Origin of the sequence: Streptomyces pluripotens, assembly GCF_000802245.2 — a bacterium.
Taxonomy (GTDB): Bacteria; Actinomycetota; Actinomycetes; order Streptomycetales; family Streptomycetaceae; genus Streptomyces; species Streptomyces pluripotens.
This window is the reverse complement of the sequence record NZ_CP021080.1, coordinates 5301868-5314555: the sequence shown is the minus strand read 5'-3', so window position 1 is coordinate 5314555 and position 12688 is coordinate 5301868. Positions and strand designations below refer to the sequence as shown.

Genomic DNA, 12688 nt, shown 5'->3' with positions numbered 1-12688 from the left:
TGATACGCGCGTACATTCCTGCCTCATGGCACATCTGACGAGCACCGCCCCGACCGGTCCCCCGCCCTCCCCGACCCGTGCCGGACGCCGCGAGTGGACCGCTCTCGGCGTACTGATGCTCCCGCTGCTGCTGGTTTCCATGGACGTCTCGGTCCTGTACTTCGCGACCCCCGCGATCAGCGCCGACCTGCGGCCGAGCGGCACCCAGCAGCTGTGGATCTTCGACGTCTACGGCTTCGTCCTGGCCGGCCTGCTGATGACGATGGGCTCGCTCGGCGACCGCATCGGCCGTCGCAGGCTCCTGCTCATGGGGGCGGCGGCCTTCGGGTGCGCCTCGCTCCTCGCCGCCTCCGCGAACAGCGCCGAGACCCTGATCGCGGCCCGTGCGGTCCTGGGCGTCGGGGGCGCGACTCTGATGCCGTCGACCATGGGTCTGCTGCGCACGATGTTCACCGACCCGGCACAGCGCGCGAAAGCGATCGGGCTGTGGTCCGGCGTGATGACCAGCGGCATCGCCCTCGGCTCGGTGATGAGCGGCATCCTGGTCCAGCACTTCTGGTGGGGCTCGGTCTTCCTGGTCAACCTGCCCGCGATGCTCTTGCTCCTGCTGCTCGGCCCGGTGCTGCTGCCCGAGTCGAGGAACCCCGAACCCGGCCGGTTCGACTGGGTGAGCGTCCCGCTGTCGATGGCCGCCGTACTCCCGGTGATCTACGGGCTGAAGGAGATCCCGTCCGAGGGCTGGCACCCGCTGTACGTCGTCTCGGTCGCCCTCGGCCTGTTCTTCGCGGCCCTGTTCGTCCACCGGCAGCGCACCACCGGCTCACCGTTGGTCCCGCCGGCCCTGCTCAAGGGCCGCGGCTTCGCCCCGGCGCTCGTCCTGACCCTCGTCTCGGCGTTCGGGATGATGGGCTCGGCCATCTTCACCACGCAGTACCTGCAGTCGGTCCTCGGCAAGAGCCCGCTGTCGGCGGCCTTGTGGAGCCTGCTGCCCTCGGTGTTCCTCTCGGTCGCCGCTCCCCTCACCACGCACCTCGTCCAACGGGGCGTCCACCAGGGACACGTCGTCGCCGGCGGCTTCACGGCCATGGCTGCCGGTTTCGCAACGCTCGCCTTCACCGGTACGGATTCGCTGTGGCTGGTGTTGGCCGGGGCGGGAGTCCTCGCCTCCGGCTTGGTCGCGATCATGTCCCAGCTGACCGACTTGGCCATGGGCAGCGCCCCGGCGGAGCGGGCGGGCACGGCATCCTCCCTGCTGGAGACCGGCACCGAGTTCGGCGGCGCGCTGGGCATGGCAGTACTCGGCTCCATCGGTAGTGCCCTCTACCGGCACGAGATGCCTGCCACCGCACCGGCCGGGGCCCGCCAGACCCTCGGCGGTGCCCTCGCCACGGCCGCTCACCTACCGGACCGCACCGGTGCGTCCCTGCTCGCCACGGCCCGGGAGGCGTTCACCGGTGGAATGCGCGGAGCGGCCATCGCCGGGGCGACGGTGCTGGCACTGGCCGCACTGGGGGCGGCGGTGGCACTGCGCCGGATCGGGACCGGGGAGGAGTAGGGGACGCAGGAGAGCGCCGGACGGGCCGAGGAGGGGACCTCGACCCGTCCGGCGCTCTCCGGGTTCTCAGACCAGGTTCACCGACCGGGCCGACGTGGCCCCGATCTCCGTCGCCACTTCGGTCAGCACGCCGGGGGCCACCGTGTCGTCCACGGTGAGCACCGCGAGCGCCTCACCACCCGCCGCCGCACGGGCGACCTGCATGCCGGCGATATTGACGCCCGCCTCGCCGAGGATGCGGCCGACGGTGCCGACGACACCCGGGCGGTCCTCGTAGCGCAGCACGACCATGTGGTCGGCGAGCGCAAGATCGACGTCGTAGTCGCCGACCGCGACGATCTTCTGGACGTGCTTGGGGCCGGCCAGCGTCCCGGAGACCGACACCTCCTCGCCGCTGCCCAGCGTGCCCCGCACGGTCACCACGTTGCGGTGGTCGGCCGACTCGGAACTGGTGGTCAGCCGGACCTCGACGCCGCGCTCCTGAGCGAACAGCGGGGCGTTGACGTAGGACACCGTCTCGTCGACGACGTCCTCGAACACGCCCTTGAGCGCGGACAGCTCCAGTACCTTCACGTCGTGCTGGGTGATCTCGCCGTAGACCTCGACGTCGAGGCGGACCGCGACCTCACCCGTGAGCGCGGTGAAGATACGGCCGAGGCGCTCGGCGAGCGGCAGACCCGGCTTGACGTCCTCGGCGATGACCCCGCCCTGGACGTTGACGGCGTCCGGCACCAGCTCACCGGCGAGGGCGAGGCGGACCGACCTGGCGACGGCGATGCCGGCCTTCTCCTGCGCCTCGTCGGTCGAGGCACCCAGGTGCGGGGTGCAGACGACCTGGTCCAACTCGAACAGCGGCGAGTCGGTGCACGGCTCCTTGGCGTACACGTCCAGGCCGGCGCCGGCGACCCGGCCCTCCTTCAGCGCCGCATACAGCGCCTCCTCGTCCACGATGCCGCCGCGGGCGGCGTTGACGATGCGCACGCTCGGCTTGACCTTGCGCAGCGCCTCGTCGCCGATGAGGCCGAGTGTCTCAGGGGTCTTGGGCAGGTGGACGGTGATGAAGTCGGAGACCTCCAGCAGCTCGTCCAGGGAGAGCACCTTGACGCCCATCTGCGCGGCCCGCGCGGGCTGCACGTAGGGGTCGTAGGCGACCACCTTCATGCCGAAGGCAGACATGCGCTGCGCGACGAGGGCACCGATACGGCCGAGGCCGACGACGCCGAGGGTCTTCTCGGCGAGCTCGACACCGGTGTACTTGCTGCGCTTCCATTCGCCGTTCTTCAGCGCGGTGTTGGCCTGCGGGATGTTGCGTGCGCTGGCCAGCAGCAGACCGCAGGCCAACTCGGCGGCGGTCACGATGTTGGAGGTGGGGGCGTTGACGACCATCACGCCGGCCTTGGTGGCGGCGGAGACGTCGACGTTGTCCAGGCCGACGCCGGCTCGCGCGACGACCTTGAGCTTCTTCGCCGCGGCGATGGCCTCGGCGTCGACCTTGGTGGCAGAACGGATCAGGATGGCGTCGACGTCGGCGATGGCGGGGAGCAGTGCTGCACGGTCGGCTCCGTTGCAGCGCCGGATCTCGAAGTCCGGGCCCAGTGCGTCGACGGTCGCGGGCGAAAGCTCTTCGGCGATGAGTACGACGGGTTTCGAGCTCACGTGAGGTCCTCACAAGTCCAATGCGGACGGCCGTCCCGACGGCCGCTGGCGGTGGAGGGGGCTAGCCGCGGAAGACGCACGACGCTGTGGGCCTGACGCGTGTTGTGCAGCAGTCTAGTGGCGTGGCGGAGGTCGTCTTGCGCCTCTGCGGAAGGATCACCCGTCCGTGGCTGGACGGGGTGGACAACGGGGGCCGGGGCTGCCCGCCCCGACCCCCTGGTGTGAGACTTACGCCTCCTCGTTGACCCAGCTCATCAGCTTGCGCAGCTGCTTGCCGGTGGTCTCCAGCAGGTGCTCGGAGTCCTGCTGCTTGTACTCGTTGTACTTCTTCAGACCGCTGTGGTACTCCTCCATCCAGTTCTTGGCGAACGTACCGTCCTGGATCTCGGCGAGGACCTTCTTCATCTCGGCCTTGGTGGCGTCGGTGATGATGCGCGGGCCGGTGATGTAGTCGCCCCACTCGGCGGTCTCCGAGACGGACCAGCGCATCTTCTCCAGGCCGCCCTCGTACATGAGGTCGACGATCAGCTTCAGCTCGTGCAGGCACTCGAAGTAGGCGATCTCCGGCTGGTAGCCGGCCTCGGTCAGGGTCTCGAAGCCGGCCTTCACCAGCGCGGCCGTACCGCCGCAGAGAACGGCCTGCTCACCGAACAGGTCGGTCTCGGTCTCCTCGGTGAAGGTGGTCTTGATGACGCCGGCGCGGGTGCCACCGATGCCCTTGGCGTAGGACAGGGCGAGAGCGAAGGCGTTGCCGGAGGCGTCCTGCTCGACGGCGACGATGCAGGGCACGCCGCGACCCTCCTCGTACTGGCGGCGGACCAGGTGGCCCGGGCCCTTCGGGGCGACCATGCACACGTCGACGCCGGCCGGGGGCTTGATGAAGCCGAAGCGGATGTTGAAGCCGTGACCGAAGAACAGCGCGTCGCCGTCCTTCAGGTTCGGGGCGATGGACTCCTCGTAGACCTGGGCCTGGATCGGGTCCGGGACCAGGATCATGATGACGTCGGCCTCGGCAGCGGCTTCGGCCGGGGTGACCACACGCAGGCCCTGCTCCTCGGCCTTGGCCTTGGACTTGGAGCCCTCGTGCAGACCGACCCGCACGTCGACACCCGAGTCACGGAGCGACAGGGCGTGGGCGTGGCCCTGGCTGCCGTAGCCGATGACCGCGACCTTGCGGCCCTGGATGATGGACAGGTCGGCGTCAGCGTCGTAGAACAGCTCGGCCACTTTGGGTTCTCTCCTTGGTGTGCAGGTGATGCGTCCCACCGTATGACGGCGGGCAGGCAGGAAGTCTCAGGGTCTCGGCATACGGGCGGCCGGGGGACGCCGGCCGCCCGTGTCCAGCCTTACGCGGATCGGTCCAGGGCGCGCAGCGAGCGGTCCGTGATCGAACGGGCGCCACGGCCGATCGCGATCGTGCCGGACTGGACCAGCTCCTTGATGCCGTACGGCTCCAGCATCTTGAGCATGGCGGACAGCTTGTCGCTGGAACCGGTGGCCTCGATGGTCACGGCTTCCGGGGAGACATCGACGGTCTTGGCGCGGAACAGCTGGACGATCTCCACGATCTGGGAGCGGGTCTCGTTGTCGGCGCGGACCTTCACCAGAACGAGTTCACGCTGAACGGCCTGACCGGGCTCCAACTCGACGATCTTCAGTACGTTGACGAGCTTGTTGAGCTGCTTGGTGACCTGCTCCAGCGGAAGGTCCTCGACGTTCACCACGATGGTGATGCGGGAGATGTCGGGGTGCTCGGTGACACCGACCGCGAGCGAGTCGATGTTGAACCCGCGGCGGGAGAACAGAGCGGCGATCCGGGCGAGGATGCCCGGCGTGTTCTCCACCAGGACGGAGAGCGTGTGCTTGGACATGTGTGTGCTCTTCCTTGCCAGTCTCGTCAGTCGTCTTCGTTGTCGCCGAAGTCAGGGCGGACGTCCCGGGCGGCCATGATCTCGTCGTTGGAGGTGCCGGCGGCGACCATCGGCCACACCATCGCGTCCTCGTGGACGATGAAGTCGACGACGACCGGGCGGTCGTTGATGGAGTTCGCCTCCGCGATGACCTTGTCCAGGTCCTCGGGACGCTCGCAGCGCAGGCCCACGCACCCCATCGCCTCGGAGAGCTTCACGAAGTCCGGCACGCGCGTGCCCCTGGCCTGTGGGTTGACGTCCTCCGGGCCGCTGTGCAGCACGGTGTTGGAGTAGCGCTGGTTGTAGAACAGCGTCTGCCACTGGCGGACCATTCCGAGGGCGCCGTTGTTGATGACGGCCACCTTGATCGGAATGTTGTTCAGAGCGCAGGTGGTCAGTTCCTGGTTGGTCATCTGGAAGCAGCCGTCACCGTCGATCGCCCAGACCATCCGGTCCGGCATGCCGGCCTTGGCGCCCATCGCGGCCGGGACCGCGTAGCCCATGGTTCCGGCGCCACCGGAATTCAGCCAGGTGGCGGGCTGCTCGTACTGGACGAAGTGGGCGGCCCACATCTGGTGCTGGCCGACTCCCGCCGCGAAGACCGTTCCCTCAGGAGCCAGTTGGCCGATCCGCTCGATGACCTGCTGCGGGGAGAGCGAGCCGTCCTCGGGCTGGTCGTAGCCGAGCGGGTAGGTATCGCGCCAGCGGTTGAGGTCGCTCCACCAGGCGGTGTAGTCGCCCTTGTGACCCTCGCTGTGCTCCTTCTGCACGGCCTGGACCAGGTCGGCGATGACCTCGCGGGCGTCCCCGACGATCGGCACGTCGGCGACGCGGTTCTTGCCGATCTCGGCCGGGTCGATGTCCGCGTGCACGATCTTGGCGTACGGGGCGAAACTGTCCAGCTTGCCGGTGACGCGGTCGTCGAAGCGGGCACCGAGGGCGACGATCAGGTCGGCCTTCTGCAGCGCGGTGACGGCGGTGACCGCACCGTGCATGCCCGGCATTCCCACATGCAGCGGGTGGCTGTCGGGGAATGCGCCGAGCGCCATCAAAGTGGTGGTGACGGGCGCTCCGGTGATTTCGGCGAGGACCTTCAGCTCGGCGGTGGCCTGCGCCTTGAGGACGCCACCGCCGACGTAGAGGACGGGACGCCTGGCGGTGGTGATCAGCTTCGCCGCTTCGCGGATCTGCTTGGCGTGCGGCTTGGTCACCGGACGGTAGCCGGGCAGGTCCATCACCGGCGGCCAGGAGAAGGTGGTCTTCGCCTGGAGGGCGTCCTTGGCGATGTCGACCAGAACCGGTCCCGGACGCCCCGTGGAGGCGATGTGGAAGGCCTGCGCGATGACCCGCGGGATGTCCGCGGCCTTGGTGACAAGGAAGTTGTGCTTGGTGATCGGCATGGTGATGCCGACGATGTCCGCTTCCTGGAAGGCATCTGTGCCGATGGACGAGGACGCCACCTGGCCGGTGATCGCCACCATCGGCACCGAGTCCATGTGCGCATCGGCGATCGGCGTGACCAGATTCGTCGCACCGGGGCCGGACGTGGCCATGCAGACGCCGACCTTCCCGGTGGCCTGCGCGTAACCCGTGGCCGCGTGGCCGGCGCCCTGTTCGTGGCGGACCAGGACGTGCCGCACCCGGGTGGAATCCATCAGCGGGTCGTACGCCGGGAGGATCGCACCACCGGGAATGCCGAATACCGTGTCCGCGCCGACCTCCTCAAGGGAGCGGATGAGGGACCGCGCACCCGTGACGTGCTCGACGGGTGCGGACTGCTGTCCTCCGGAACGGGGCCGCGGCTGCGGATGGTGGGCCCCGGTGGCCTGCTCGGTCATCGGCATTCTCTTCTCGATGCTGAGGGTTTTTGCGAGGTTCGGGCGGAGTTCAAGCGCTGCACGAACGGCACTCGTGCAACAAAAAACCCCTCGTGCCGTAAGGCAAGCGAGGGGAGCGCGCCGGTGAAGGTCGCTGGGGATTCCGGATCGCCCTCCGGTGGGTCCCAGCTCAGCCGACGCGCGTTCCAAGTACGAGAATTCGGGTGCGCATGGCACTGACCCTCCCCCCGGCACGCACTACGTGTCAAGTGGGTGGGACAGGCGTCTCAGAATGTGAACGAAGGGAACTGCCGCCTCCGAAGACAGCTGGAACACCTCCCGCATACACCCCCGCGCTCTTGCCCGCGAACGCCGGTTCGGCCGGGGCATGCGGCACGGGATAGTGGCCGGATCCGAGCGCCCGGCGTAACCGGTACTCGTCCAGCGGACCCGCGAAGGCTGCTCCCTGACCGTGTGTGCAGCCCATCGCACGTAGGGCGGCCACCTGTTCGGGGAGGTCGACGCCCTCGGCCACGGACTGCAGCCCGAGGTCGCCGGCGATGCGCAGCAGGCCACCAGTGATCTTGTGCAGCCGTGCGGACTCCACGATCCCGTCGACCAGGCCGCGGTCAAGCTTGAGGATGTCCACGGGAAGCCGCCTGAGGGCCGTGACGGCCGCGTATCCGCTGCCGAAGCCGTCCAGCGCGATCCGCACCCCGAGTCTGCTGAGCGCGGCCAGACGCCGCTCCAGCTCTTCCAGGCAGAGCCCGGGTTCCGTCTCGGACACCTCGATGACCAGGGCCCCGGGCGGCAGCCCCTTCCGGGTCAGCAGCACCTCCACGGAGCCCGGCGGAATCGAGCGGTCCAGCAGCCGCCGGGCGCTCACCCGCACGATCACGGGTACCACGAGCCCGGTCGCGGCCCGCTCGGCAGCCTGCTTCACGGCCTCCCGGAGGAGCCAACCGTCCAGTTCGGCGGTCTTGCCGCCGCCCTCGGTCACCCGCAGGAACTCGGTCGGGGTGAACAGCACGCCCTGGGAGGAGCGCCACCGCGCCTGCGCCGAGACCGCTGTGATCCGGCCACTGTCCAGACACACCACCGGCTGGTGCAGCAGCGTGAACTCACCGTCGTGCAGCGCGGCACGCAGCCGGGTGGCCAGCTCCGCCTTGCGTACGACGTCCTGCTGCATCTGCGGCCGGTACAGCTCCACCCGACCCTTCCCGGCCGATTTCGCCCGGTACATCGCGAGGTCGGCATTGCGCAACAACGCGCCGGCGTCGAGGCCCGGTTCGGCGAAGGCGACACCGATGGAGGCGTTCACCCGGACGTCGTTGCCGCCGATGGCGTACGGCTGGGACAGGGTTCCCCTGAGGCGGTCGGCGAGCTCCAAGATATTCCGTTCCCGGGCGGCACGATCGCGGGTGCCGTCCCCGGCGATCAGCGCCGCGAACTCGTCGCCGCCCAGCCGGGACGCGGTGTCGCCCTGCCGGACCGCGTCCTGGAGCCTGCGGGCGGCCTGGACCAGCAGTTCGTCCCCGGCCTGGTGCCCGATCGTGTCATTGACGGCCTTGAAGCCGTCCAGGTCGATGAAGAGCACGGCCGTACCCCGCAGGGCGGCACCCCGGTCGGTGGCACGGCGGCCGGACAGAGCCTGCTGCACGCGCCGGGTGAACAGCGCGCGGTTGGGCAGGTCGGTCAGTGGGTCGTGTTCGGCGTTGTGCTGCAACTGCGCCTGCAGTCGCACTCTTTCGGTCACGTCGCGGCTGTTGAAGATGAGCCCGCCATGGTGCCGGTTGACGGTGGACTCGACGTTGAGCCAGCCACCGGCGCCGGAGCGGAACCGGCACTCGATGCGGGTGGTGGGCTCGTCCAGTGGATTGGCAGCGAGGAAGCGGCGCACCTCGTGCACCACACAGCCCAGATCCTCCGGGTGGATGAGCGCGGCCAGTTCGGTGCCCACCAGTTCCTCGGCGGACCGGCCGTAGACCCCGGCAGCGGCCGGGGAGACGTACCGGAGGATGCCGTTCGGTGCTGCAATCATGATGACGTCACTGGAGCCCTGCACCAGGGAGCGGAAGTGGTTCTCCTTCTGCGCCAGTTCCTGGGTGAGGGTGATGTTGTCCAGCAGCATGATGCCCTGGCGGATGACGAGCGCGAGCACGACGCCCCCCGCGGTGACCAGCACGACGTGGTCGGGCCTTCGGCCGTTGAGGACGTTGTACAGGATGCCCAGGGTGCACACCGCGGCGGCGAGGTACGGGGCGAGCGCGGCGAGGGAGCCGGTGATCGGCCGGCCTGCCAGGTAGCGGCGGTGATCGCGGCCCTCGGTGAGTACGGGCACGTGCGGGTGGGCCGTGTTCCGCTGTCCGGGCAGGTGCTCGTGGACGACGCGCGTGCGTCCGTCGGGTACGTGCGCCTCCCGTGCGTCCCGGTGCCGGGGAGCGGCCCACGGGGCGTAGGCGAGCAGCAGCGAGCCGGCGAACCAGCCCGCGTCCAGCAGTTGTCCGGAGCGGTAGCTGCTGTGCAGCAGGGGCGAGGTGAACAGTGCGTCACACATCACGGTGAGCGCGAGCGCACCGATCGCGGTGTTCACGGCCGTGCGGTTGCCCGGGGCGCGGCGGAAATGCAGCGCGAGCACCATGCTGACGAGCGCGATGTCGAGCAGCGGGTACGCGAGTGACAGTGCGGTGTGCGCCACGCTCGGGCCGTCGAAACGGGCCGCCTGGGCGAGCGCGAGGCTCCACGAGAGGGTCAGCAGCGAGCCGCCGATCAGCCAGGCGTCCAGCGTCAGGCAGATCCACCCTGCCCTGGTCACCGGCCGTTTGGCGAGGACCAGCAGGCCCACGATGGCGGGGGGCGCGAAGCACAGGAAGAACAGGTCGGCGTAGCTGGGGCTGGGTACCGGCCGCCCCAGGACGACCTCGTACCAGCCCCAGACCAGGTTGCCGAGGGCCGCCATGGCCGAGGAGAGGGCGAACAGCAGCCAGGCGGAGCGGAAGCGCACGCGCGCATTCCGGGCGTACAGGAAACAGGAGACGGCGGCGACGCCTGCTGCGGCGCTCAACCCGAAATCTCCCATGATCAGCCTGAGCTCGTCCGCGCCCCAGCCGAAGGCTGCACCGACGGCGTAGCCGGCGCAGACCAGGGCGACAATGAGTTGCTCCGTCAGGCGCGCGCTCCCATGGGGGGCCGGGCGGCCGGGCGGCAGCGCCTCGTGCGGGTGCGGTGCACGCACCGCTTCGTCGGAGCCGGTCGTCACCGTGGGGAGCGCGCTCACCGGGGCCTCCCGCTCCGCGCCGCTCCCGCATCCCTGCGGTCCCGGTGCGCTGGGTGCGTCTGCCTCCTGCGACCGCTGTGCCTGCGCTGGTGGTGACAGTGGTGGCCGGTGTGGTGGCTGGTGTGATGGCCGCGTCTGCGCGCGGCCGTGCGCCAGGGTCGCCGTCGGCGGCTCCGCCGCGTCGGATCGTTCGTCCATAGGCCGTGCATCGCCCGTCGCCCCCCTCACAGATCTGAAGTGTCCATCCCCGGCGCCGAACGGTCGGCGGCGCAGCCCCTGTCCGGGACGATACACCAGGATCGTCACTCAGGGACATAGCGTCTCTACGCTCCGTGACGACCAGGGAGAACGCCGACACACACCGCGCCCGAAAGGTCGCGGAGGGTGCCGGAAACGGATTACTGCCCGTTTACTCCCGTCGTGCCGCCCCCCGCTGTGCCGCCCCCCGTCGTGAGGATCACGTTCCGCAGGGGCTCCCGGTTCACGAAACGGGTGATCTGGTCGGCGAGGAGCCGCTTGGCGCGCGGCAGGAAGGCCGAGGAGGGACCACCCACGTGCGGGCTGATCAGCAGGCCAGGCGCCCGCCACAGGGGATGTCCGGGCGGCAGCGGCTCCGGGTCGGTCACATCCAGGGCTGCGGTGATCCGTCCGGTCTCCAGCTCGGCGAGCAGCGCCTTGGTGTCGACGACGGGCCCTCGCGCGACGTTGACCAACAGTGCGCCGTCCTTCATCCGCGCGAGGAAGCCCGCGTTGACGAGGCCCCTCGTGGCCCCGGTGAGCGGGGTGCAGATGATCACCACATCCGCGTCCGGAAGCAGTGAGAGCACTTCGGTGATCGGGTGCACGAGACCGCGCGCCGTGGTGCGCTCAGAGCGCGCGACGCGCGCCACCCGCGCAAGTTCAAAGGGTGTGAGCCGGTCCTCGATGGCGGCACCGATCGCGCCGTAGCCGACGATGAGAACGCTCTTGTCGGCGAGGGAGGGATGGAACGCGCTCGCCCAGCGCTCCTCCTGTTGGGCCCGGACGAAGCCCGGGATGCCGCGCAGGGAGGCCAGGGTGAGGGCGAGCGCGAGTTCGGCGGTGCTCGACTCGTGCACCCCGCGCGCGTTGCACAAGCGCACGCCCGGCACGATGGACGACAGGTGCCCCGTCATGTCGTCGACGCCCGCGGTGAGTGTCTGGATGACCTGCACATGGGTCAGCTGCTTCAGCGGACGCACCTTGACCGAATACCGCTTCATGTACGGCACCACGTAGACGGCACAGTCCGCGGGGTCGCCCGGAAAGGCCTGTTCGCCGTCCTCGCCCCCGTCCCAGAACAGATACCTCAGCCCCTCGGGAAGCCCCTCGATCTCCTCGGGCGGAATGGGAAGCCACGCGTCTGCAGTCATGGCATGGAGGCTATGTCAGGGACGCGATAGCGCAGAGGTTAGGTTGGGGGCAGGGCAGAGGGAGGTTCACGAGCAGGTGGAGCGCAGGAGGATCGGCGCGGGGGCGCTCACGGTGGGGGCCGTCGGACTCGGATGTATGCCGATGAGCTGGGCGTACAGCAGGTCCCGACAGCGGGGCGACGCGTCGCTGAGAACCGTTCACCGAGCGTTGGACCTGGGCTCGTCCCTGCTGGACACCGCGGACATGTACGGTCCGTTCACCAATGAGCTGCTGCTGGGCCGGGTACTCAAGGAGCGCCGGGAGGACGCCTTCGTGTCCACGAAGGTGGGGCTGCTGGTGGGCGAGCAGCACATCGTGGCCAACGGCCGCCCGGGATACGTGAAGCGGGCCTGCGACGCCTCGCTGCGGCGCCTGCAGACGGATGTGATCGACCTCTACCAGTTGCACTGCGCCGATCCCGAGGTTCCCGTGGAGGAGACGTGGGGCGCGATGGCCGAGTTGGTCCGGGCCGGGAAGGTCCGGGCGCTGGGCCTGTGCGCGGTGGGGGCACGCGGCGGGCGCCGCTCGGGCATCAGGCTGCACGACACCACCCTGCGCCAGCTGCAGCGGGTCCAGCAGGTGTTCCCGGTGAGCGCGGTGCAGGCGGAGCTGTCGGTGTGGTCACCGGAGGCGTTGGACGCGCTGTTGCCGTGGTGCGAGGCCCGAGGCGTGGGTTTCCTCGCGGCGATGCCACTGGGCAGCGGCTTCCTGACCGGCACGCTGACCCCCGGCGAAGGCTTCGAACCGGACGACGTGCGCGCCCGCCATCCGCGTTTCACCGCCGAGATGATGGCGGCCAACCAGCCGATCGTCGCGGGTCTGCGCCGGATCGCGCGCCGGCACGGCGGCGACGTTACCCCGGCCCAGGTGGCGCTGGCCTGGGTGTTGGCCCAGGGCCGCCACGTGATCGCCCTGCCGGGCACCAAGCGTGAGGGCTGGGCGACGCAGAACGCGGCCGCGGCCGGGCTGCGGCTGACCGAGCACGACGTGGCGGAGGTGTCCCAGCTGCCGTCGGCGCGGGGATCGTGGGACTGACGAGAGC

General features: G+C 69.7%; 8 protein-coding genes. 2 read left to right on the top strand and 6 right to left on the bottom strand.

Annotated features, from left to right (window positions below):
* Positions 1-25 precede the first annotated feature (25 nt).
* The gene (locus LK06_RS23975) at positions 26-1555 is read left to right on the top strand and encodes an MFS transporter (RefSeq protein WP_039653302.1); all 1530 of its coding nucleotides are present in this window, start codon (positions 26-28) and stop codon (positions 1553-1555) included.
* 66 nt (positions 1556-1621) lie between these two features.
* Here the strand turns inward: LK06_RS23975 and serA are convergent, their stop codons facing one another.
* The 6 genes from serA to LK06_RS23945 all read right to left on the bottom strand — a co-directional run bounded on the left by serA (position 1622) and on the right by LK06_RS23945 (position 11606).
* On the bottom strand, positions 1622-3211 hold the full coding sequence (gene serA, locus LK06_RS23970; protein ID WP_039653304.1) for a phosphoglycerate dehydrogenase: 1590 nt from the start codon (positions 3209-3211) through the stop codon (positions 1622-1624).
* A 228-nt stretch (positions 3212-3439) separates the two neighbouring features.
* Positions 3440-4438: a ketol-acid reductoisomerase gene (gene ilvC, locus LK06_RS23965; protein ID WP_039653306.1), complete on the bottom strand. Its 999-nt coding sequence runs from the start codon at positions 4436-4438 to the stop codon at positions 3440-3442.
* A 119-nt stretch (positions 4439-4557) separates the two neighbouring features.
* Complete coding sequence (gene ilvN, locus LK06_RS23960; protein ID WP_030614411.1) at positions 4558-5082, bottom strand: acetolactate synthase small subunit; 525 nt, start codon at positions 5080-5082, stop codon at positions 4558-4560.
* Positions 5083-5108: 26 nt separating this feature from the next.
* Positions 5109-6959 carry an acetolactate synthase large subunit gene (locus LK06_RS23955; RefSeq protein WP_174673925.1) on the bottom strand — a complete coding sequence of 617 codons (1851 nt, stop codon included), beginning with the start codon at positions 6957-6959 and terminating at the stop codon, positions 5109-5111.
* Between the two features lie 244 nt (positions 6960-7203).
* The gene (locus LK06_RS23950; RefSeq protein ID WP_039653311.1) at positions 7204-10215 is read right to left on the bottom strand and encodes a putative bifunctional diguanylate cyclase/phosphodiesterase; all 3012 of its coding nucleotides are present in this window, start codon (positions 10213-10215) and stop codon (positions 7204-7206) included.
* A gap of 398 nt (positions 10216-10613) precedes the next feature.
* Positions 10614-11606: a 2-hydroxyacid dehydrogenase gene (locus LK06_RS23945; RefSeq protein ID WP_043432132.1), complete on the bottom strand. Its 993-nt coding sequence runs from the start codon at positions 11604-11606 to the stop codon at positions 10614-10616.
* 76 nt (positions 11607-11682) lie between these two features.
* Between LK06_RS23945 and LK06_RS23940 the strand changes: the two genes are divergently transcribed.
* Positions 11683-12681 carry an aldo/keto reductase gene (locus LK06_RS23940; RefSeq protein WP_071659085.1) on the top strand — a complete coding sequence of 333 codons (999 nt, stop codon included), beginning with the start codon at positions 11683-11685 and terminating at the stop codon, positions 12679-12681.
* Positions 12682-12688: the final 7 nt, after the last annotated feature.